Annotated in this window: 23 protein-coding genes and 1 riboswitch; of the genes, 11 read left to right on the forward strand and 12 right to left on the reverse strand. The window is 53.1% G+C overall.

The annotated features are described in order from the left end of the window. Positions 1-133: 133 nt before the first annotated feature. Positions 134-382, forward strand: coding sequence for a dynein light chain family protein (locus ACFSB2_RS14190; protein ID WP_377943727.1), 249 nt, complete (start codon positions 134-136; stop codon positions 380-382). A 42-nt stretch (positions 383-424) separates the two neighbouring features. Here the strand turns inward: ACFSB2_RS14190 and lepB are convergent, their stop codons facing one another. The 6 genes from lepB to speE all read right to left on the reverse strand — a co-directional run bounded on the left by lepB (position 425) and on the right by speE (position 4274). After that, positions 425-988: a signal peptidase I gene (gene lepB, locus ACFSB2_RS14195; protein WP_377943728.1), complete on the reverse strand. Its 564-nt coding sequence runs from the start codon at positions 986-988 to the stop codon at positions 425-427. Between the two features lie 154 nt (positions 989-1142). Beyond that, positions 1143-1793 (reverse strand): HAD family hydrolase, encoded by a 651-nt coding sequence (locus ACFSB2_RS14200; protein ID WP_377943729.1) that lies wholly within the window; start codon positions 1791-1793, stop codon positions 1143-1145. A 105-nt stretch (positions 1794-1898) separates the two neighbouring features. Next, positions 1899-2108 (reverse strand): hypothetical protein, encoded by a 210-nt coding sequence (locus ACFSB2_RS14205; protein WP_377943730.1) that lies wholly within the window; start codon positions 2106-2108, stop codon positions 1899-1901. Then, complete coding sequence (locus tag ACFSB2_RS14210) at positions 2089-2553, reverse strand: YwiB family protein (protein WP_377943731.1); 465 nt, start codon at positions 2551-2553, stop codon at positions 2089-2091. The genes ACFSB2_RS14205 and ACFSB2_RS14210 overlap by 20 nt, the downstream gene beginning before the upstream one ends. Positions 2554-2556: 3 nt before the next feature. After that, positions 2557-3444: an agmatinase gene (gene speB, locus ACFSB2_RS14215; RefSeq protein ID WP_377943732.1), complete on the reverse strand. Its 888-nt coding sequence runs from the start codon at positions 3442-3444 to the stop codon at positions 2557-2559. Then, positions 3441-4274, reverse strand: a complete 834-nt coding sequence (speE, locus tag ACFSB2_RS14220) for a polyamine aminopropyltransferase (RefSeq protein ID WP_377943733.1) — start codon at positions 4272-4274, stop codon at positions 3441-3443. Before speE ends, speB begins: the two co-directional genes overlap by 4 nt. 222 nt (positions 4275-4496) lie before the next feature. Between speE and ACFSB2_RS14225 the strand changes: the two genes are divergently transcribed. Continuing rightward, on the forward strand, positions 4497-6542 hold the full coding sequence (locus ACFSB2_RS14225; protein ID WP_377943734.1) for a transglycosylase domain-containing protein: 2046 nt from the start codon (positions 4497-4499) through the stop codon (positions 6540-6542). 212 nt (positions 6543-6754) lie between these two features. Next, positions 6755-7960, forward strand: a complete 1206-nt coding sequence (locus ACFSB2_RS14230) for a pyridoxal phosphate-dependent aminotransferase (protein ID WP_377943735.1) — start codon at positions 6755-6757, stop codon at positions 7958-7960. Between the two features lie 165 nt (positions 7961-8125). Here ACFSB2_RS14230 and ACFSB2_RS14235 read toward each other — a convergent pair whose 3' ends face one another. Then, positions 8126-8374, reverse strand: coding sequence for a hypothetical protein (locus tag ACFSB2_RS14235; protein WP_377943736.1), 249 nt, complete (start codon positions 8372-8374; stop codon positions 8126-8128). 274 nt (positions 8375-8648) lie between these two features. Between ACFSB2_RS14235 and ACFSB2_RS14240 the strand changes: the two genes are divergently transcribed. Further along, on the forward strand, positions 8649-9176 hold the full coding sequence (locus tag ACFSB2_RS14240; protein WP_377943737.1) for a hypothetical protein: 528 nt from the start codon (positions 8649-8651) through the stop codon (positions 9174-9176). A gap of 131 nt (positions 9177-9307) precedes the next feature. Here the strand turns inward: ACFSB2_RS14240 and ACFSB2_RS14245 are convergent, their stop codons facing one another. Then, complete coding sequence (locus tag ACFSB2_RS14245; RefSeq protein WP_377943738.1) at positions 9308-9742, reverse strand: hypothetical protein; 435 nt, start codon at positions 9740-9742, stop codon at positions 9308-9310. A 221-nt stretch (positions 9743-9963) separates the two neighbouring features. Beyond that, positions 9964-10161: a hypothetical protein gene (locus ACFSB2_RS14250; RefSeq protein ID WP_377943739.1), complete on the reverse strand. Its 198-nt coding sequence runs from the start codon at positions 10159-10161 to the stop codon at positions 9964-9966. Positions 10162-10435: 274 nt separating this feature from the next. Between ACFSB2_RS14250 and ACFSB2_RS14255 the strand changes: the two genes are divergently transcribed. The 5 genes from ACFSB2_RS14255 to ACFSB2_RS14275 all read left to right on the forward strand — a co-directional run bounded on the left by ACFSB2_RS14255 (position 10436) and on the right by ACFSB2_RS14275 (position 16103). Then, entirely contained in the window at positions 10436-10849 is a 414-nt protein-coding gene (locus ACFSB2_RS14255; protein WP_377943740.1) for a hypothetical protein, read from the forward strand. Positions 10850-10909: 60 nt separating this feature from the next. After that, positions 10910-12517 (forward strand): M20/M25/M40 family metallo-hydrolase, encoded by a 1608-nt coding sequence (locus ACFSB2_RS14260; RefSeq protein ID WP_377943742.1) that lies wholly within the window; start codon positions 10910-10912, stop codon positions 12515-12517. 299 nt (positions 12518-12816) lie between these two features. Continuing rightward, entirely contained in the window at positions 12817-13218 is a 402-nt protein-coding gene (locus ACFSB2_RS14265) for a methylglyoxal synthase (RefSeq protein ID WP_377943743.1), read from the forward strand. A 21-nt stretch (positions 13219-13239) separates the two neighbouring features. Next, a complete protein-coding gene (locus ACFSB2_RS14270) occupies positions 13240-14490 on the forward strand; it encodes an aminopeptidase P family protein (RefSeq protein ID WP_377943744.1) in 1251 nt (416 codons plus the stop codon). Between the two features lie 134 nt (positions 14491-14624). Next, complete coding sequence (locus ACFSB2_RS14275) at positions 14625-16103, forward strand: gluconokinase (RefSeq protein WP_377943745.1); 1479 nt, start codon at positions 14625-14627, stop codon at positions 16101-16103. A 113-nt stretch (positions 16104-16216) separates the two neighbouring features. Here the strand turns inward: ACFSB2_RS14275 and gnd are convergent, their stop codons facing one another. Then, positions 16217-17113, reverse strand: a complete 897-nt coding sequence (gene gnd / locus ACFSB2_RS14280; RefSeq protein WP_377943746.1) for a phosphogluconate dehydrogenase (NAD(+)-dependent, decarboxylating) — start codon at positions 17111-17113, stop codon at positions 16217-16219. Between the two features lie 17 nt (positions 17114-17130). Then, positions 17131-17838 (reverse strand): purine-nucleoside phosphorylase, encoded by a 708-nt coding sequence (gene deoD / locus ACFSB2_RS14285; RefSeq protein ID WP_377943747.1) that lies wholly within the window; start codon positions 17836-17838, stop codon positions 17131-17133. A 105-nt stretch (positions 17839-17943) separates the two neighbouring features. Between deoD and dapD the strand changes: the two genes are divergently transcribed. Continuing rightward, complete coding sequence (gene dapD / locus ACFSB2_RS14290; protein WP_377943748.1) at positions 17944-18651, forward strand: 2,3,4,5-tetrahydropyridine-2,6-dicarboxylate N-acetyltransferase; 708 nt, start codon at positions 17944-17946, stop codon at positions 18649-18651. Next, a complete protein-coding gene (locus ACFSB2_RS14295; RefSeq protein WP_377943749.1) occupies positions 18648-19805 on the forward strand; it encodes an N-acetyldiaminopimelate deacetylase in 1158 nt (385 codons plus the stop codon). The genes dapD and ACFSB2_RS14295 overlap by 4 nt, the downstream gene beginning before the upstream one ends. 282 nt (positions 19806-20087) lie before the next feature. On the opposite strand, the gene ACFSB2_RS14300 is transcribed toward ACFSB2_RS14295, so the two are convergent. After that, positions 20088-21251 (reverse strand): aminotransferase class I/II-fold pyridoxal phosphate-dependent enzyme, encoded by a 1164-nt coding sequence (locus ACFSB2_RS14300; RefSeq protein ID WP_377943750.1) that lies wholly within the window; start codon positions 21249-21251, stop codon positions 20088-20090. Between the two features lie 182 nt (positions 21252-21433). Then, a riboswitch (ZMP/ZTP riboswitch) is annotated at positions 21434-21514 on the forward strand. Positions 21515-21552: the final 38 nt, after the last annotated feature.

Consider the following 21552-nt stretch of genomic DNA (forward strand, 5'->3'; position numbering starts at 1 on the left):
AGTTAAACACAGATGGTGTCGCCCTAATGACATTTGGACCGTCCCCACATTTCGAAAAGTGGATCATGTTGTGTCCAGATGATACAAAGTGGACAATGTTTAAAGAATCACGTAAATATGCGGAGATTTTGAATTGCCGGATTTGATGGAAGAAGGAGCTGACATCGTGAAAAAAGCACTTGAGAAGTACAACACAGAGAAAATTGCCGGAAATGGGCGATTGAGCGTATCATCGGAACCGAATCGGGTTGCTCTGGTACAAGAAATGCTCGAAAAAGGCCGAGATTCTCAAGCTGGGCGTTCTCCCATGTCAGCTGATCAACGTCGGGCCATTTCAGAACGTCTGCGCAACAAAAATCGACAACTGCATGCGACCCTTTAAAATAAGCCCTCTGTGCCAGTGCATCTATCATGCACTGGCCTTTTAATTTACGCTTTGTGCAATCCCACCGATTTTGTTCAAAGGATAAAGCACAAAACTTGCCTGTCCCACAATCGCGGAACGAGCTACATATTTGTGCACCCACACGCGACTGTCTTCCGAATTGGTGCGGTTGTCGCCGAGCATAAAGTAATGCCCCGCTGGCACATGAAATGTCCCTACCTCCGCTCCATTCGATTTCGCGATATCCGGATTTTGCTCGTTCAATTTCTTGCCGTCGATATAGACCGCATTCTCCGTCACTTTGATGGTATCCCCCGGCATTCCAACGACTCGTTTTACATACAGCAACGATGGATCATCCGGGTAATGGAACACGACCACCTCTCCACGATGAATTTGACCAAGTTCTGTAGCCAATTTATTGACTGCGATGTAAGAAAAATTTGTCGGGCTTGTTGCAGGAATGGTCGGATACATGGATGCTGAGGGAACCCTCGCGGCACTAACCACACAAGTCCGCACACCAAAAGCGATGACAGCCCCAATGAAAATCGGCAGGATCCAGCCTGTAAACCAACCTTGCTTCTTTTTTCGTTGTTTCAATGCATCTACATCCTTTCAAGATAACCCAAGTGTTCCCAAGCCCGATTTCTATGTATTTCTTCATTTGCTCACGCCCGTTTGTCTCAATCCGCGCCGAATGTACCGAGATATGTCGGCACGACTTCCATTTCTACAATGCAATCACCGACCATTTTCACATGAGCATCGCCTGCAACGCTGTGAAAGAATGTGCAACAAACGTCGGCCCCGCGCCCAAGAGTTCATCCATTGTCCCGTATCCGTATGTCACACCTATGGAATCGATGCCGTTTTCGTTCGCCCCGATGATGTCATAGGCGCGGTCGCCAATCATCACGAAACTTTCAGGCGGGGAATCAGGACAGTGATCCATCACACAACGGATGATTTCAGCCTTTGCCGACCGCGTGCCATCCATGTTGCTTCCCACGACGAGATGGAACAAATGCCTGATGTTGAAATGCTGTAGAATGGTTTCGCTAAATTCAGTAGGTTTGGAAGTCGCCAAGGCGATGAATCTGCCGTCTTTCCGCAGTTGTTCCAGCAGCGTTTGCACGCCGGAATACACCCTGTTTTCGTACATCCCGTTTTGAGCAAAGTATTCGCGGTAATGAGCAATGGCCTGTTTCGCTTGCGCCGCATCCATCCCATATGAACGCTGGAAGGATTCATACAATGGCGGCCCAATGAACACCGTGAGTTCGTCAGTTCCCGGCGGCGTGATGCCCATCTTGCCAAGCGCGTATTGGATTGATTTTGTAATCCCCACTTTGGGATCCGAAATCGTTCCGTCTAAATCGAATAGGACATTCCTGTACTTCTGCATCAACACACCTCTGGTTTCATGGATGATACAGAATTATACATCAATTTCTTTCGTCGCTATTCCAAAGATGCTGTACCTATACCGTCTGCACGCCAAAAAACGCCGTCATCGACGGCGTTCCGCTTTGCTTTTCCTCAAACGTGCAGTTTTGCTGATGGCTCTGGCGCGCTGGTACAACGTCGCCCCAAACGCGCCGCAAGCGCGACTAGACCAGTCGGCGAAATCTGGAGCGCTGGTTTCCCCGCTCCACTCCCGTGCCATCTCGTCGCGCATGCGCTCCATCAACATGCGAATCTCATCCTTGTTCGGCTCCATCTATCTCACCTTCGTGAAAATTGAACTTGAGACGCACTCGCTGTGATTCGCCATCCATCTGCATATCATAGACCACTTCAACACGCCCACCGCTTGGTTCGATCTCGATGGCCAAAAAGTGTGTCTCTGTATCCATCCCCACGCGTTGCCCGCCGATCTGCATCTCTGAATGATGCTTCTCCCCAACGCGAAATGTGTGACGCCAAGTGACCAATCCGTGCCGAATCCAGGTCAAAGCGTCTGACTCCAGCCGCAGTGTCGTCCGCACATGCCCGCCTGCCTCGTTCACCGATTCATCGTACGTCAGATAGTGTGCCCGGTCACGCTGCCGCCAGACGACCTCTGGGACACGTTCCATCGCTGCAACCGCTGCTGTTCCCACTTGCCGCGTCCACTTCAACACACATGTCCGTGGCGGCGCGATCTCATCCGCAAGCCAAAACATGTTTCACCCTGTAAAGGCGAGCAATGCTTCGCGGATAATTTTGGCCGCCAAGATTTGCGTTTGCTCGGTCGGATCGATTTGCGGCGCCACTTCGACGAGATCGAACCCGACGACGTTGAGTGAACTCATGTACTTCAGCGCCTTGAACGCCTCTGGCGCAAAAATGCCGCCATGTTCAGCCGTGCCCGTTCCCGGCGCGGTGGCGGGATCAAACACATCGATGTCCCACGTGACATAGACAGGTTTGTCGTGTAGCTCCGGCAATACGCTGCGCAGCGGTTCAGCCACTTCAAATGGGGCAAAGTGCGTGTTCTCGCGCGCCCAGGCGAACTCCTCGCGCGTGCCGGAGCGAATGCCGAACTGGTACACCCTGTCTGCGCCGATGGTGTCGCACACTTTGCGAATCACGGTCGCGTGGGAGAACGGCTGGCCCTCGTAGTCCGTGCGCAAATCGGTGTGCGCGTCCAGATGAATCACGCGCAAATCCGGATACGCCTCTGCTGCCGCGCGAATGGATCCCCAAGAGACTAAATGTTCACCGCCAAGGCCAATCGGCAGCTTGCCTGCACTGTACAATTCGCGCACATAGGTGTAGATGCGGTGCACGCTCTCTTCTGGATTGCCAAACGGCAGTGGGATGTCCCCCGCGTCAAAGTAGGCGATCTCGGACAAATCGCGCTCCAAATATGGGCTGTACTCCTCAAGGCCTAGGCTCACTTCCCGAATGCGTGCAGGACCTAACCGCGTGCCGGAGCGAAAAGAGACGGTCCAGTCCATCGGCATACCGTAAATCACCGCTTGCGCTTTGGCAAAATCGGACGTGGCGCCGATAAAAACGTTGCCGCTGTACTCTGGCAAAAACGGTTCGTTCACTTGAAATGAAAAACTCATTTTTGGACAAGCTCCTTCACGAAGTTTGGCAGCGCGAGCGCAGCATGGTGAACGCCGAGGTTGTAGTACTTCGTATCGCTCACGCGCACTTCTTTGACCGCTTCCGGCCGATGCGTTTTACTGCCCATCGTGAAACTCCACATCCCCGTTGGATACGTCGGGATGTGCGCGAGGTAAAGCTCGGTGATCGGGAATGTCTTGTTAATATCGCCATAGACGCGGCGGATCAAATTCTGGTTCACGAACGGCGACTCCGTCTGTGCGGCAAACAACCCGTCCGCTTTGAGCGCGTCAAATACCGACTCATAAAACGTCTTGCTAAACAGGCCGACAGCTGGACCGACTGGATCTGTGGAATCCACCAAAATGACGTCAAACGTATTTGCATGCTCTTCCACATATTTGATGCCATCGACAATCTGCACGTCGACACGCGGGTCGTTCAGCCCCGACGCGATATGCGGGAAGTACTTCTTTGACGCTTCCACAACTGCACCGTCGATCTCGGCCAGCACAGCCCGTTTAACGGACGGATGTTTGACGACCTCGCGGATGATGCCCCCGTCACCGCCGCCGACCACGAGCACATTTTCCGGATTCGGATGTGTGTGCAACGGCACATGCGCCAACATTTCGTGATAGACGAACTCATCCTTGTCCGTAGTCATGACGCAGCCATCGAGCACAAGTAGACGTCCGTACTGATTGGTTTCATAGACGTCGAGTTGCTGATAAGGTGTTTCCTCGCTATGTATCGTCTTTGCAACGCGCAAACCGATGGTCAAATCCTCATTTTGCAACTCGGTAAACCACAAATCTGTTTTTGGCACGACGCAGTTCTCCCTTCAAAGCGGTTGCCCGCACTTGTTTCTGTATGTGCAATTCCAATGAAAAGCCGCCTGAAACCTGACAGTATGCAGTCCGTATTATACCAAACTCGCCCCACAGGTAAACCGCAGCGCCCACAAAAGAAGGGAGGTGCAAAACGAGAGCATGAATCTGCGCAACCAGGGCATCATAATTACCACAATTCCCCTATGGAGGTGGCGCAGGTGCGTAGGCGCCCATTTTCATCCAGAGAATCAACGAAAGTTTATCGACCACGTAAACGGCGCCCAAACCTGTGGCTGACAGCGCTCTTTCTGCCGCTGGCCACTGGATTCACCGGCATGTCCCTGATGCTTGTGCTGTTGCGCGTATTGCCTTTGCCGGATCAGAGTCTCATCAACCCAACGGAAATCGACAGCGACAATGGCTATCGTTTAGCCGATTGGACCAGTAGCGGCGGCACAGCAGAGCAAGCCGTGCCGTTAAGCCGGATTCCCACGGCGCTCATTGACGCCACGCTGGCCGTGGAAGATAAAGATTTTTATCACGATCACGCCATCGATCTCAAATCGACGGCGCGCGCGATGTTGATGAATATCAAGCATGGCAGCGTTGTGCAAGGTGGATCGACCATTACACAACAGTTGGCGAAAAACCTGTATTTGTCGCAGGATAGAACCTACTCCCGCAAAGTGTGTGAAGCCTTGATTGCCTTGCAGTTGGAGTTACACAAATCGAAGAACTGGATTTTGGACCGCTACCTGAATGTCGTCTATTACGGTCATGGCGCCTATGGCGTGGACGCTGCAGCGCAGTTGTATTTCAACAAATCGGTCGACGATTTAAATACAGCTGAGTGCACGATGCTTGCGGGGTTGCCGAAAGGACCTTCCATTTACTCGCCGCTGACCAACATGAAACTGGCCAAGGAGCGCCAACATGTGGTGCTGCACCGCATGGTGCAAGCGGGATATATGACCCAGGCGGCTGCAGATAAGACGTATGCCACACCTATTCACCTCGCGACGTTCCACACGCCAACGGTGCAGGCGCCGTATTTTACAAAAGTGGCAATGAATGAAGTGAAGGATACATACCACGTGACAGACGACGAACTGGACGCCGGAAACGTGCGTGTGCACACGACGCTCGACCCGTTGCTGGAACAGGCGGCAGAGCGCGCGTTGGCGACGACATTGCCGAAAAACAGTCAAATCGAAGCGGCATTGGTCGCAATGGATCCAAAAACGGGGGCCATCAAGGCGATGGTCGGCGGGCGTGATTTTAAGACCAGCCCATTCAATCGCGCCTTGGCTCCGCGGCAACCCGGCTCCACTTTTAAAGCGGTGCTGTACGCTGCAGCCCTAGAACACGGCTGGACCCCTGCCAATCAGGTGGACAGCAAGCTGACGACATTCGTCTATGGCCCGTCTGGGCAAAGTCAGTACACCGTTCACGATTACGGCGACTTTTACGCCGACCGACCGCTGACCTTGCGCGAGGCTTTGGCGAGATCCGACAATGTGTATGCGGTGCACACAAATTTGGCGATTGGCCCACAATACGTGGTCGACATGGCAAGGCGAATGGGCATTGATTCTCCGCTTAAGCCCTATCCGTCCTTGGCTTTGGGGGTCTTCCCCGTCAGTCCTGTGGAAATGGCGGCAGCCTATGCCACGTTGGCCAACGGCGGCTATCGCGTGTCGCCGCACACGGTGAAAGAAATTGAAACCCCAGTGGGCAAAGATGACGCCCAACAGTCAGCATCTCGTGTCATTTCGCCGCAACTGGCGTATCAGATGACCGATTTGCTGACCAGTGTCATGCAGCGCAACGGCACTGGGTATTCCGTGCACGGCTATCTGCACAACATCACTGCCGCCAAAACCGGAACGACAGATACAGATGCCTGGATGGTCGGCTACACGCCGAACTTGGTTTGCGCTGTTTGGGTCGGTTACGACACGAACCGCCCGCTGACCGTGACAGAAGCGCACTTGGCCTCGCCCATCTGGGCGAAATTTATGGGCACCGCGCAAAACCACATGCCCTATGACTGGTTCAAACCGGTAGATGGACTGACAAAAGTGACCCTAGATCCGCTGACAGGGAAATTGGCCACGCCGCAGTGCCGCAACACCGAGGTCGACTACTTTATACCAGGCACCGAGCCTGTCGAACCCTGTTCGCTTCATGGAGCAAAAGCGCAAACTCAACCAAATCCGCCACAACACAAGCTGTTTGGCTGGTTGCATAAGTGGTTTTCATAAGACATTGTTGTAAAACGCGCTGCAAGCGCCGAAGTTCTGCCACATCCGCCACAGATTGCTTCTTGTGTGCTACAATTGCGGCAAATCAACAGACCGCCATGCGCGATGCGTCCTGTACCAGTAAAACCATGAAAATACCCGTCAATGGGGACATCGCGGATGGTGTAGCACCAGGGTTTGATTAATTCTCAGGACAGGGAGGAACGTGGCCCGTGGAACATCGCTTATCCACACGTGTTCGCAATATTCGACCGTCTGCAACAATGAGTGTTGATGGTAAAACCAAAGCGCTGTTGGCGCAAGGCCAGCCGGTCATCAACATGAGTGTTGGCGAACCAGATTTTGATACGCCGACCGCCGCCGCTTTTGCGGGCATTCGCGCCATCACAAACGGGAACACCCGGTACACGCCAGCCACTGGCACACTCGCACTGCGCCAGGCGATTGCCCGCAAGCTGATGACAGAAAACGGCCTGCAATACACACCAGAGCAGATCATCATTTCATCAGGCGCAAAACATACGCTGTACAACATCTTCGTGTCCATCTGTGAAGAAGGAGACGAGGTGATCTTCCCAGCGCCTTATTGGGTGTCTTACCCTGAACAGGTCGCGCTGGCCGGTGCAAAATCGGTCATCGTATCCTGTGATGCATCGACTCAGTACAAAATGACCGCAGCACAACTTGAAGCTGCCATCACCCCGAAAACAAAAGCTGTGCTGTTGAATACACCTTGTAATCCGACCGGATCGGTATATCACGAGGACGAACTGGCCGCACTTGGCGAAGTGCTGCGCAAACATGATGTCTTCATCGTGTTGGATGAAATCTACGAGCGACTTGTCTATGACGTAGAGCAGGTGAGCTTGGCGCGCGTTTGTCCAGATCTGGCCCAAAATGTGCTGGTCGTCAACGGCTTCTCCAAGGCGTTTGCCATGACTGGCTGGCGGCTCGGATATGTGGCGGCACCACCAGACGTGGCCAAAGCGCTCTCCGGTTTGCAAAGCCATACGACAGGCAGCCCATCGACCATTTCCCAAGCGGCTGGATTAACCGCGCTGGATAGTTTCGATCCGACCGTGGTGCAGACATTCCAACACCGCCGCGACACATTGGTTGCAGGATTGCAAGCACTGTCTGGCGTCACATGTGTCTGTCCAGAAGGCGCGTTCTACGCTTTCCCTGACATATCCGGCGTCATCGGCCAATCTCTACATGGACGAACCATCGCATCCGCTAACGACTACTGTGAGCTGCTGCTCGAACATGCGCTTGTCGCAAGCGTGCCCGGCGACGCATTTGGCGCGCCAGGACATGTGCGCTTCTCCTACGCGGTTTCCGATGAGCAAATTGCCGAGGCCATTTCGCGCATGAAACAGTTTCATGATCAATTGACGGCAGAACCGAGCCACGTTTAATCGGCGCAGAAGCGCATACCCTGCCAGACTGAACAACATCATCAGCTGGTTCGTACAAAACGAGACAACATCCGCTTACGTCACTGTGTGCAGATGTTGTCTCGTTTTCGTCTCAAGTGCATTGTGGATATATTGTGGATATTCCAGGCGGTAGGCGATGAACGACTACTTTGGTCCTTTATCACCCTGTTCATGTGGATGCGCAGGATGCACATCGCCATAGGGATCGACCCAATCGTGGTCATTTTCGATATGAATCAACCCCGCTTTATCCAGTTCACCGAGCACTTCGAACAGGCTGTCTCGCTTATCTGCGCCCAATGTCTTGACGAATTCATTGATATCCCTGCTGGATGCCTGTTGCGTAAAGTGTACACCGCCGTACTTGGCGAACAGCGAACGTTCAATTGGCATGGATCATCACTCCTTTACGACTGCGCTCCCCCGCATTGAGGCGCCTCTTACGGAGGTAGTCTGCACCGATGCGCGCTGCCTATGCACAGATGGCAACACGGCAAATTCCGCACCAATGGCCGAACCTCGCAATAGGATAACAGAGAGAAACTGTCTATCAGAGGGAGGTGCAACCATCACGACCAACAAAGCAGTGCGTTCAAAGGTTCGCCATCGTCCAACCGCAAAATCAAAGCAAAACACTGACCATCCAACGGCCTGGCGCAAAACCGCCATGCATGATGTGCAGCTTGCCAAAGCGCAATCCAGTCGCCCCACCACAAGAAGAACTCGAACGCCGACGCGCAAACGGCGGAAACCGACCTCATCAGCCGCGGTGACTACGCCAGCGAAAAAGACGAAAAAAACGCCGAGTCTGTCGCAGTTGCTGACGCCAAAAAACATGCAGGAGACGATGAAAACTGTTGGCAACTTGCGTGGCATGGTGAAGAATTGGCTCGGCTATCTGCAACAAGCGGATCGCGTTTTGGATACGGTGTTTGTCACGACCACTTCCTTAAAGGAATCTGGTGTATTAGACAAACTTGTGAAACAACGAGGCAAAAATTTGTCCACCGACGATTTTACGAGCATCCTTGGCGCTTTGATGAGTTCCCCGTTGGGCGCCAACCTATTTAAGGGCGGTGGCGATGAGGAAGAAGAGCCAACAGCTACTCCGGCACAGACCACCAACCCGCAACCCGCCAATCCACAGGCAATTCAACGGCCCAATCAACAAAATGGCCTGCCCCCAATGGGGTGAGAGGCGCTCTGCCCTCTCGCCCCTCGTCTCATTGCATGAAAAAAGGCCCCGCTGTATCAGCGAAGCCTTTTTATAAACGTCTACTGCCCGCAAAACGAGCGCAGCGGATGAAACAGTGATTGACCTTCATTTTAGCCTTTGCTCTTCGGCACAAACTTCTTGATTTCTTTTAATGTCTTGTCGTCGACGTTTTTACCGTACTTTTTCACCAGATCATCGACGTTTGCAGTCGGTCCGTTCTTCGTTGCATCCGAGTAGGCCTTCACAAATTGGCGAATCCGTTGTTCGGGGACAGGCAGTCCCAATTTATTGGCAAACGATTTTGCCAACTCTTCCACTTGGTTCGGATTTTGCCATTGATCAGGCTTTACTTTCTTGACGTCATCCAAAATTTCAAAAATCGCCTTGCGTTTACCTGTAAGGTTATTTTTCAGATTTCCCATCGCATCCGACTTCGATGCAACCGTTTCAACTTCCGGTGTTTGTGCCGGAGTGGTCGGTCGCTGCCGTTTAGCTCCGGATTTCGGGGAAGCTTTGCGCTTGCTTCTGTTTGACTGATTCGCCACGTCGCATCCTCCTCTGTCCATTTGCTCCAACCGGAGCCTCACCACACTGTATGACAAGAGGCTTTTAGATGCGCCTGTTATGGGCTCATCTTGCGACAAACAGGCGTCTATCCCGCATCTTACCTGAAGTAAAAGGATATCGCGCACCGCATCGCAAAAAGCAAGCGCTTTCAATCATAGTCAGCACATGGCAGTATATGTGACACCCCGCGTAACGCTGACTAAGAATGTCTGTGAAACTTGCGTAACTGTGGGCTGCGCAGGCGAATGTCGATGGCGGCAGCGCCAATCATGGCACCGATCATCATCAGGCAACCAGCCCCCTCATAAACACTTCTCCCGGGATGAAGCATAATCAGTGTAAAGCCTACGAGTAACAGCATCCCAAGACTGACAAAGGACCACAAAAACTTTTCCATTCAGCGGGCTCCTCCCGAAGGCGTGCATAATGGACGTATGCGTTCCCAAAGGATATACGTTACAATAAAGTCACTTCGCATAGCTGACCGCTCCAACTACGCATACCAATGGTATCGCCCATTGTAGCATGATTTCGCATCCACTGCTTGGTGAGTTTGCGCGTTTCTCACGCCCATCGCGCCTGCGGCTCACCACGGGTGGTATATCCCGCACCCAGCAACAACAGGAAAATACCGGCTAAACATGTCCAATTGAAAAGGGATGATTGACACGATGAAAAAGTGGTTATTGACGCTTTTCGCAGCCATCTGTTTATGGATGCCCACGACGGCATTTGCCGAAACGACAACACAGACGGCCCACATGGATGTCACAGAGTACGCCGTACAGACGTCAACCAGCGCGCCGCTACACGACATTCGACTCGGCAGTTCATTTCGCGCATCGAGATCTTTCTCGTCTCGCGCCAGATATACCAGCCGATACACATCGCCTTATCGCACTCGTTCAGGGTTTGGCTTTGGTTCTCATTTTCTGTCCTTCTTTGCTGGTTATACATTTGCGCGCTTGTTCAACCCATTTGGGTTTGGTTACGGCTATGGCGTTGGATTCGGTCTGTTTCACATCATTTTTGACATTTTCCTCATCTGGATCATTTGGCGCATCATTCGGCGAATGTTCCGTTGATGGGCGAAAACTGGTGTTTTCCCCTGTTTTCGGGCACCTTAACAAGCGGAGGTGGCGCGGGTGCGAAACGATGAAAAGTGGACTTGGGATAGACAAGATGAGGCCGCCCTGCAAGAAACCATCCTGCAACTCGTCCGCATCCCCAGTGTGACAGGCAGCCAGGCAGAACATGATGTGGCGTCGTACTTGGCGGATCGATTGCGTCAAGTGGAATGCGCTGCCGCAGACCGTACATTTGAGGTAGAACATTTCACGACCAAGGACGGGCAACAGACAGGCGTCGGCGCTCTGTATCGCGGACATGCGACACGACGCACCGTCGTCTTGATTGCACATACAGATGTGGTCGGCGTCAGCGATTTTGGCCCGAATGGGCAGGACGCCTTCGATATCCCGGTATGGACAGCGCGCCTTTTGCAGGGCGAGGTGCCGCTGCCTGCCCACGCAAAGGCCGATACCATGCGTGGACGCTGGTGGTTTGGACGCGGGGTCATGGACATGAAAACGGGTCTGGCCGTGCACCTGCATCTATTTGAAAAAGCATGCAAAGTTGGCGCAGACAGCAATTTGGTCTTCTTGGCTGTGCCTGATGAGGAGTCGCAATCGCGCGGCATGATCGCGGCGGTTGACCTATTGCGCCACTGGCGGCAGATGTATGACCTCGAGTATGTGCTTTGCCTCAATGGTGAGCCTTCCTTTGTCCCCTCTGACGCCACTTCCGGCGCACATATCTATTCAGGCACATTCGGGAAAATCCTGTTAGGCGCATTGGCCGTCGGCGTTCCTGGCCATGTGGGCATGCCCTTCTCTGGCCTGAATGCGATTCAAATGATCAGCCACCTGACCACGACATTGGAAGCACATCCAGATGTAAGCGAATATACAGAACAACACAAATTGGTGCCTGTCACTTGTCTGTGGCAGCGGGACTTGCAAGAGACGTACTCTGTTCAATCCCCTCACATGGCTGCCGCCTTTTTTCATGTGCCCTTTTTCCGACGGTCACCCAGTCAAGTGCTCAACTTGCTGCGTCAAACCAGTGATGGGGCAATGCGCACGCTCCAACACCAGATAGAGACAGCAGCCAGAAAAGCGGGCTTGCTGACGTCAGGTGAAGGTCATTATATTACCGTTCACTGGCTATCCGAATTGCTGTCAGCCGAACAAAATGTTTTGGTCTCCGACGACAAAGACCCACTGACCGGGACGCTGTGCGCCGTAAAAGATATAGTGAATCAAGCGCAAGTCTCTCACACTGGCCGCCTGGTGTTGTTTATTGCGCCCCCAGTTTATCCGCCAGTGGACGCCAGCCCGGATCCAGTGGTCTCTGCTTGCATCCATCGAGCAAAACACGTTGCCAGAGAACGCTTTGATATCCAACTTGAAGACCGGACGGCTTTTCCAGGACTGTGCGATTTGAGTTACACAGGGTATCAGCTGAGCCAAGATTGGTCGGGAATTGCCCGAGAAATGCCTGGCTGGGGAAGCGCCTATTCACTTCCTTTGCAAACGATGGCGGAATTGTCGATCCCGGTGTGCAATTTAGGCCCTTACGGAAAAGACGCACATCAGTGGACAGAGCGTCTGGATGTGGATTACGCCACGCGCGTGTTGCCGGCTTTGAGTATGGCGGTTATCGAGCAAGCTTGGTCGGGGTGCCGCCAATGAACTGCCAATTGCCAGACGCAACGCAATCTAGACCAGCAACATCATGAAAATGCAGTCAATGCGCATTGCGGATGGCGTGGCATCACGAAATCGATTTAATTTTCAGGCTTCATCCGATGGAAATTGGAAATTCATTGTCCTTCGCTACTGCCATTTCCATCACTTTGCGTTAAACTGAATTGGGAGCGTGTCCAAGTCCGCTCCAAGGGGACATGTGAAATCCATCAACTCGAATGACGAGCGGACTTATCACATGTCACATAGACAGTCATTGTCCGCTAAAGGGGGCATATGCAAACATGCTGGACGTTGCGCTCATCGCACACGACAATAAAAAAGAAGACATTGTCAACCTCGCCGTCGCTTATCAAAGCATCCTTCAGAGGGCGAACCTTTACGCGACCGGCACCACTGGTCTACGCATCATGGAAGCGACTGATTTAAAAGTCCACCGCTTTCAATCCGGCCCGTATGGCGGCGACCAACAGATTGGCGCGCGCATTGCGAATAACGAAATGAATTTCGTCATATTCTTGCGGGATCCACTGACTGCTCAACCTCATGATCCAGACATCAACGCGCTTTTGAGACTGTGTGACGTACATAATGTACCCGTCGCGACCAACATGGCCACAGCAGAGGCTTTAATCCGCGCAATGGACCACGGACTGATTGATTTTCAACCAAAACCAGCTTTGTGAATGCTAAAAGGAAGTGCGTGTATGTTTAACTCATCCCTGTTTCAAACGCGCCGCCAGAAGCTTGTGGAACAACTGGCCGACAATGCGCTGCTCGTGCTTTTTTCTGGCGTTGCGCCGCATATGTCGCGTGATGCGTCCTACCCGTTTCACGTCAACCGGAACTTCTATTATCTGACGGGACTTGACCGAGAAAACATGGCCTTGCTCATCGCCAAGAAAAACGGCGCGGTCAGCACAACCGCCTTCATCGAAATTGTCGATCCACTGGAAGAAAAGTGGACCGGCAAGCGCATGCGCGCAGAAGAGGCAAAATCTCGTTCGGGGATTGACGACATCGACAACGTCACCCATCTACAGGATGTTTTCGCGCGCCTTCTGATCGATGGCGCATTTGACACACTGTACTTGGACATCGAACAGTCTGGCTGGTCTCAGACGGCGACAGCGGCCCATCGCTTTGCCCAAGAGGTCGGAACGCGCTACCCGACATTGCAGTTGAACAACGTGTACCCACAAATTTGCCGCTTGCGCTCCGTCAAAGACGCCGCTGAAGTCGAAGCCATTCGCAAGGCCATTCAAATCACCAAGGATGGCATTGAGAACATGATGAAAAACGCGCAACCAGGCAATATGGAATACGAAATTGAGGCGGATTTTGACTATGCGCTCGCCCGTCACGGCGTTCGCGAACATGCCTTCCCTTCCATCATCGCCAGCGGTGAACGCGCAACCATCCTGCATTACGTGGAAAACAACATGCAGACAGGCGAAACAGATCTCGTCCTGTGCGACCTTGGCGCTTCGTACAGCTATTATTCCGCGGACATCACGCGCACATTTCCTGTCAGCGGTCAATTTACAGACCGGCAAAAGCAACTGTACGAAATTGTGCTGATGGCGATGGACGAGACCATTGCGGCCATCAAGCTTGGCATGACATACAAGGAATTGAACGATGTGACACGGGCCACACTGGCGCGTGAGCTGAAGAAAATCAACCTCATCACCAACGATGAGGAATTGAGCAACTACTACTACCACGGTGTCAGCCACCCACTCGGATTGGATACGCACGATGTCGGCGGCCGGGAATGGCCCATTGAAGCAGGGACTGTGCTGACCATCGAGCCGGGGCTGTATATTGCAGAAGAAGGCATTGGCATTCGCATTGAGGACGATGTCCTCGTCACAGAACAAGGTGTTGAGAATCTCTCTGCGGACATCATCAAACGCGTGGCGGATATCGAGGCTTTCATGCGAATTAAAGCGTGATCGCACCCGGATCCATCTGCATCTGTCAATGAGTTGAACGTCTAGCAGGGGGTGCTCCTGGCTAGGCGTTCTTGTTTCTCAAACGCGCCTTTCCATCACGCCACTGTGACATTGGGGTTTGGAGGTTTTCGAACATGACAACGATGTGGTGTACCATCGGCTTAGATATCGGTACCACATCCATCAAGGCGGTCGCATATCATCTCACTGGTGAGCAGATTGCTGAACACACTCGCCACACCGAGACCCTGCATGACGAACAGGGCGCTGCCGTTCAGGATGCGGATGCCATTTACGAATCCGTCATGGATGTCTTTCGCGCGACTTATCAGACTGCAACCGCAAAGGGCTATACGTTGCGTGCTGTCGGATTCAGCACGGCCATGCACAGCCTGATGCCGCTATCCGCGACTGGCGACCCGCTGATGCTCGCCATGACTTGGATGGACGCGCGCCCCGGACATGTGGCGGGCGCGCTCTGGCAAAAAGACATCGGCAAGGACATTTATACGCACACAGGAACCCCGATTCACGCCATGACGCCGATTGCCAAACTGGCTTGGCTGCGTCAGGCGCACCCGGACATCTTCCAAAAAGCAAAGAGATTCGCTTCCATCAAGGAATATGTATGGTTTCGCTGGTTCGGCGTGTGGGAAATCGACTACGCCATGGCCAGTGCGACAGGCATGTTCGATATCGCCCATTTCAAATGGTACCAGAAGGCCCTTGATTATGCAGAGGTCACCACAGCACAACTATCTTCGCCCGTGCCGACGAATCACCTTGCAAAAGCGCCGACAGACGAGCGGTTCAGCCAACTTGGCGTTCCCGCCGACGTGGTATTTTGCATCGGCGGTTCGGACGGTGTGCTCTCCAACCTCGCAGGCAACGCCACCACCCCCGACACGATGCTGTTGACGGTCGGCACCAGCCTCGCTTTGCGAATGGGCAGCGCGCAGCCGACCGTCGACGTATCGACGCGATCATTTTGCTACGTCCTGGACCGCAATCACTACATTGTCGGCGGCCCGAGCAACAATGGTGGCATCATGCTGGACTGGCTGTACCGCAATGTGTTGACACAAGCTGGCGAGGATTTTGACCGTCGTTTTCCCGAACTGTGCGAGGCAGCAGGCGCGGTGGAAGCCGACGCGCTGTTCTGCTTGCCCTATGTGGCCGGAGAACGGGCGCCTTTGTGGCAAGAGAGTGCAACCGCATCCTTCCTTGGTCTGCAGCTGTTTCATCGACAGGAGCACCTGTTTCGAGCCGCCATCGAAGGCATGTTGTTCAACGCGTACTGGATCGGCGAGCGCCTGATTGACCAATTGGGCAAGCCAGACAAGGTGATTGTCTCCGGACGGTTGTTTCAAACTGCGTGGGTATTGCAGCACATTGCGGATCTGTTCGGCGTGGAGATGCACATCCAACCTGATATGGACGGCGCGACGCTCGGCGCGGTGTTGTTGGCCAATCAAGCCGCTGGATTGCCGGAGATGTCAATCAACCGGCTGTCACTGCAAGTGGTCAAGCCACGGATGGAAGAACATCGCGCACTGCAAACGCGTTATAGGCAGTACCGAGCGTTGTGCGACCGCCTGCTCGACGAGACATGACCCCTTCTATATCCCGTCGATCACGCTTGTAGGATCGACAAAACAAGGCTGCCCCAAAGCAGTAAACCTGCTGTGAAGGCAGCCTTGATGACCTTTGGTGATGATGACACTTTTTACGCTTTATCCACTGCATGTCCACCAAACTGATTGCGCAGCGCTGCAACCACTTTGCCATTGAACGTATCGTCCTCTTCCGAGCGGTAGCGCATCATCAATGACAGGGCAATAACTGGCGCTGGAACGCCCAAATCAAGCGCTTCATCAACCGTCCATTTGCCTTCACCGGATGAATGCATAACCCCTTTGATCTGCTTCAAACGGGGATCCGCCCGGAATGCACTCTCCGTCAGTTCCATCAACCACCCACGGATGACAGAACCGTTTGACCAACAGCGAGCGATTTCCGCAAAATCAAAATCAAACGGACTGCGTTCCAGGATGTCGAATCCTTCGCCAATAGACGCCATCATGCCGTACTCGACACCATTGTGCACCATTTTGGCAAAATGACCGCTCCCTGCGCGTCCCGTGTAGACGTAACCTTTATTTACTGCCGTGTCGCGGAAAACCGGTTCAATGGTCTTAAACACTTCTGGGTCGCCGCCAATCATGTAACAAGCCCCATGGCGGGCGCCTTCCATGCCACCGGACGTACCGACGTCAAAAAAGTGAATTCCCTGACTTTCCAAGCGTTCTGCATGGGCGATGCTCTCTTTGTAGTGGGAGTTGCCCGCCTCGATGATGATGTCACCTTTGGATAACATCGGCATCAATTGATCAATCAGATTCTCCACCGGCTTGCCGTGTGGGACCATCAGCCAGACAATGCGCGGGGTATCCAGCTTTTGCACCATTTCCGAGATGGAGCCAGCCGCCTCTGCGCCTTCGTTTTGCAGGCGTGCCACCGCATTTTTGTCGAGATCGTAAGCGACAATTTGATGCTTGTGTTCCATCATATTCAAAGCGAGGTTATACCCCATTTTTCCTAACCCGATCAGACCGATTTTCATGCGTCTACATCCTTTCCTTACGCTTGTATCACTGTTTCCAGCGCGATTTCCATCATGTCGCGGAACGTGCTTTGCCGCTCCTCTGCGGTCGTCGCCTCGCCGGTCAATATATGATCACTGACGGTGAGAATGGACAACGCCCGCGCTTGGAACGCTGCTGCCAACGTGAACAACGCGGCACTCTCCATCTCCACTGCCAATACACCATACTTTGCCCATTGTTCCATGTCCGCAATGCCATCGCTGTAAAATAAGTCGGCAGTAAATACGTTGCCCACTTTTACCGGTGTCTTGCGCGCTTTCGCAATTTCATACGCCCGATACAAGAGTGAAAAGTCGGCGGTCGGCGCATAATCGATATTGCCAAACCGCAGGCGATTCACGTTTGAATCTGTCGATGCGCTCATCGCAAGGATGACATCCCGCACTTTCGTGTCTTTTTGAATCGCGCCGCAAGTCCCGACCCGTACGAGCGTCTTGACGCCATAGGACTGGAGCAATTCCTGAACATAGATAGAGATGGACGGCACACCCATGCCTGTTCCCTGAACAGAGACTGGCACGCCTTTATATGTACCTGTAAATCCGTACATACCGCGCACTTCGTTGTAACATACCGGATTATCCAAGTATGTCTTTGCGATATACTGCGCGCGCAACGGATCGCCCGGCAAGAGAATTCTCTCGGCAATTGCGCCTTCGTCTGCCCCAATATGTACGCTCACGTTCAAATTCCCCCTTTTCCATGAAGTATCATACCACGAGCGACTTGCGGCGTAGAAATCCTTCGGTATGATGGGATTAAGACAATTTAGTGAAGGAGATCACCCATGAACACTGCTGAAGAACTTATCAAATTTATTTCCGAAAGCCATAAAAAAACACCTGTAAAAGTTTACGTTAAAGGCGACGACCTGGACAAGCTGGTCTATCCCGACGGCGTTCAAGCGTTCGTTGAAGCTAAAACGGGCGTCCTCTTTGGTGAATGGGATGCCATTTCCGCATTTTTAGAAGCGCATAAAACGTCATTGGCAGATTACGTGATTGAGGCGGATCGCCGCAATTCAGCGATTCCTTTGCTCGATACGAAAAATTTGAAGGCCCGCATTGAACCGGGCGCCATCATTCGCGACAAAGTGACCATTGGTGAAGGCGTCGTGGTGATGATGGGCGCAAGTATCAACATTGGCGCTGAAATCGGCGCGGGGACGATGATTGACATGAACGCGGTTCTCGGCGGACGCGCGACTGTCGGGCAAAACTGTCACATTGGCGCTGGCGCGGTCCTCGCAGGCGTCATTGAACCACCTTCGGCGAAACCCGTGGTGGTGGAAGACGATGTCTTGGTTGGCGCCAACGCGGTCGTACTCGAAGGTGTACGCGTCGGGCGTGGCGCAGTGGTGGCGGCAGGCGCAATTGTGATTGAGGATGTCCCCCCGGCAACGGTGGTAGCTGGCGTGCCTGCACGCGTCATCAAGCAAATTGACGAGACGACCAAGTCCAAAATCGAGATCAAACAGGAACTGCGTCGCCTATGATGGATGTTCAAGCTTTGCGCACGGTTCGCCGCGCGCTGCACCAAATACCGGAACCTGGTTTCCAAGAACATCAGACACAGGCGTACATTCTGGACTTTTTGGCAAAATTGCCACAGGATCATTTGCGCATCAGCACATGGGAAACAGGGGTCATTGTGCGCATTCAAGGCACAGACGCCCGCTTTCGCGTCGCCTATCGGGCAGATATGGACGGGCTGCCCATCACCGAGGAGACGGATTACCCGTTCTCCTCGCAGCACCCTGGTATGATGCATGCCTGCGGCCACGATGTGCATATGACCATCGCGCTGGGACTGGTCGCCCATTTTGCCGCAAAGCCGCCACTGGATGACCTCGTCGTGCTGTTCCAACCAGCTGAAGAAGGACCAGGCGGCGCTTTGCCCATGATGCAGAGCGAGGCGTTTCTGCAAGTCAAACCGGACGCCATGTTTGCGCTGCACGTTCAGCCAGAATTGCCCGTGGGCCAAATCGGCATCAAGCCCGGTATTCTGTTTGCCAACACGTCCGAGCTTTTTATCGATTTGACGGGGCGCGGCGGCCATGCGGCCTATCCACACCGGGCAAACGACATGATTGTGGCAGGCGCGCATCTCATCACAGCGCTGCAGAGCATTGTCTCACGCAATGTCGATCCGCTCGACGCCGCGGTCATCACCGTTGGTCGTCTGGAAGCTGGCAGCAAACAGAACATCATCGCGGAAAAGGCGCGGATCGAAGGAACCATACGCGCCCTCTCGGCAGCGACGATGACGCAGATGAAATCGAGGATTGAAGCAGTCGTACAAGGAATCGAAGCCATGTTCGCATGCCAAGCGACCATCGACTATGGGGCAAATTATCATCAGGTTTGGAATGAAGCGCGCTTGACCGAAGGATTTATGTCATTTGTAGCGGACAATCGCCTGGCAGAGGTCATTCGGGTGGATGCTGCGATGACAGGTGAAGACTTTGGCTACTTTTTGCAAGCATATCCGGGCTTCCTATTTTGGCTTGGCGCAGACTCCCCTTACGGCCTACACCACGCCAAATTGACCCCAGACGAGGGGTGCATTGAAACTGCATTAAACGTGCTGACCGCATACTTCCGGAAAGCCGCTTATCGAGATGCGCTTGTATCTATGCGTTCAACTTAATTGAACACTGGCAACACACAGCGTGATACCCGCGCACTTCTGCGGGCATCACGTCCACTGTTCGACCACATAGCGGAAGAATCGAAATAACAACAAAATGGCGGCAATCAAAATAAAGATTGTCGCGCCAACCCACACCCGTGTGCTTCTGTTTTTCGCACGCATGTCCTCGCCTCCCTCTGTAGCTTGACTCAGAGTGGGTGTAAACATGCGTGCGCCTTTTTGTTTGCATACGGCGAGATGAAAATGGCGGACAACCACATCTGCCCGTCCGCAAGAAATTCACATGCTGGAATGACACTTCTTTACAAAATCGTCCAATCGCTGTAAACCTGCTTGTAGGAGAACAGGTTCACATGCATAAGAAAGCCGCACAAATCCTTCTCCGTACTCGCTAAACGCATCGCCGGGCACCACCGCCACGCGCGCCTCGTCGAGCAGTCGCATAGCAAACGTCTGCGATGTCATCTGCAAAGGCCGGATGTCCGGAAACGCGTAAAATGCGCCCGCTGGTTTGACCAAAGGCAAATTCATTTGATCCAACGCCTCGACGACCATATCGCGGTTTTGCGCATATTGCGCACGCATGATCGCACTGTCATCTCCGCCACCGACCAGCGCCTCAAGGGCAGCGTGTTGACTGATGGAACTGGCACAGGACACGCTATATTGCAGCACCTTGACCATCTCGTCCGTCAACTTCTTTGGCGCCAAGGTGAAGCCAATCCGCCACCCCGTCATGCTGTGCGACTTGGACAATCCTTGAATGACCACCGTACGCTCGCGCAAGGCTGCAAATGTGGCAAAACTGGTATGTTGTTCATCAAATTGCAACTCACTGTATATTTCATCGCTGATGACATAGACATCTGTCTTTGCCAAAATTGCAGCCAGCGCTGACAGCTCGTCCTTTGTATAGGCGACACCCGTAGGATTTACCGGCGAAGCCAACACAACCACTTTGGTGCGGGGTGTGATGGCCGTTTGCAATTGAGCCGGCGTCAGTTTAAACCGTGTCGTGGCGGTGTCAACATAACGCACAGTCCCTTGCGCCAGGCGGACAAGCGGTTCGTACCCCGGATACGCAGGCGCTGGAATGACAACTTCATCTCCTGGCGCCAGGAGCGCGCGCAAACTGATATCCAAAGCGTGTGTCGCACCGACCGTCACCAAAATTTCGGTCTGTGCATCGTAGACGACTCCGCTCTTGGCACCGTAGTAGGCGCTAACGGCTTGCCGCAGGGACGGCAGGCCGCGATTGGACGTGTAACTCGTATGGCCCTCCGTTATCGCCTGTATGGCCGCATCCTTGATGTGCTTAGGGGTTGGAAAATGGGGCTGACCGATGGTCAATGATAAAACATCGTTATATTGGGTGACGAGATCTGCAAATTTGCGGATACCCGATATTTGAATACTTGCAACCGCCTTGTTCAAGTCTGTCATTGCGCTTCCCCCTCGTGACTTCTTTTATTGTACTAAAGCCTGTTCCGGCACGCATCAGCAATGCGCATGCAAAAATTTTTTTGGCTCAGCCCTTTGCAAAATGTATCCATCTGATGAAAAGCGGCGAATATGACTTGCAAGCTGAGGACGAAGTTGTTATAGTCTCCTTGACAACTAAAACAGAGCGGCTATGTGACTGGCGGTAAACGTGGAGCACCACGGGGAAACATAGCTGATATCGGTCGACCGCCTGGGCATTTAAACCCAGGCGGTTTTTTGCATTTTTTTAGGCATTCAACCA

Origin of the sequence: Alicyclobacillus fodiniaquatilis, assembly GCF_042678105.1 — a bacterium.
Taxonomy (GTDB): domain Bacteria; phylum Bacillota; class Bacilli; order Alicyclobacillales; family Alicyclobacillaceae; genus Alicyclobacillus; species Alicyclobacillus fodiniaquatilis.

What these genes read in the sequence shown, in the direction of transcription:
- ACFSB2_RS14235 (WP_377943736.1), bottom strand. Translation starts at nt 8,374, where the DNA reads ATGCCAATTGAACGTTCGCTGTTCGCCAAGTACGGCGGTGTACACTTT.
- ACFSB2_RS14210 (WP_377943731.1), bottom strand. Translation starts at nt 2,553, where the DNA reads ATGTTTTGGCTTGCGGATGAGATCGCGCCGCCACGGACATGTGTGTTG.
- speB (WP_377943732.1), bottom strand. Translation starts at nt 3,444, where the DNA reads ATGAGTTTTTCATTTCAAGTGAACGAACCGTTTTTGCCAGAGTACAGC.
- ACFSB2_RS14300 (WP_377943750.1), bottom strand. Translation starts at nt 21,251, where the DNA reads ATGACAGACTTGAACAAGGCGGTTGCAAGTATTCAAATATCGGGTATC.
- gnd (WP_377943746.1), bottom strand. Translation starts at nt 17,113, where the DNA reads ATGAAAATCGGTCTGATCGGGTTAGGAAAAATGGGGTATAACCTCGCT.
- ACFSB2_RS14200 (WP_377943729.1), bottom strand. Translation starts at nt 1,793, where the DNA reads ATGCAGAAGTACAGGAATGTCCTATTCGATTTAGACGGAACGATTTCG.
- ACFSB2_RS14265 (WP_377943743.1), top strand. Translation starts at nt 12,817, where the DNA reads ATGCTGGACGTTGCGCTCATCGCACACGACAATAAAAAAGAAGACATT.
- ACFSB2_RS14275 (WP_377943745.1), top strand. Translation starts at nt 14,625, where the DNA reads ATGACAACGATGTGGTGTACCATCGGCTTAGATATCGGTACCACATCC.
- ACFSB2_RS14270 (WP_377943744.1), top strand. Translation starts at nt 13,240, where the DNA reads ATGTTTAACTCATCCCTGTTTCAAACGCGCCGCCAGAAGCTTGTGGAA.
- ACFSB2_RS14295 (WP_377943749.1), top strand. Translation starts at nt 18,648, where the DNA reads ATGATGGATGTTCAAGCTTTGCGCACGGTTCGCCGCGCGCTGCACCAA.
- ACFSB2_RS14250 (WP_377943739.1), bottom strand. Translation starts at nt 10,161, where the DNA reads ATGGAAAAGTTTTTGTGGTCCTTTGTCAGTCTTGGGATGCTGTTACTC.
- ACFSB2_RS14205 (WP_377943730.1), bottom strand. Translation starts at nt 2,108, where the DNA reads ATGGAGCCGAACAAGGATGAGATTCGCATGTTGATGGAGCGCATGCGC.
- ACFSB2_RS14240 (WP_377943737.1), top strand. Translation starts at nt 8,649, where the DNA reads ATGCATGATGTGCAGCTTGCCAAAGCGCAATCCAGTCGCCCCACCACA.
- dapD (WP_377943748.1), top strand. Translation starts at nt 17,944, where the DNA reads ATGAACACTGCTGAAGAACTTATCAAATTTATTTCCGAAAGCCATAAA.
- ACFSB2_RS14255 (WP_377943740.1), top strand. Translation starts at nt 10,436, where the DNA reads ATGAAAAAGTGGTTATTGACGCTTTTCGCAGCCATCTGTTTATGGATG.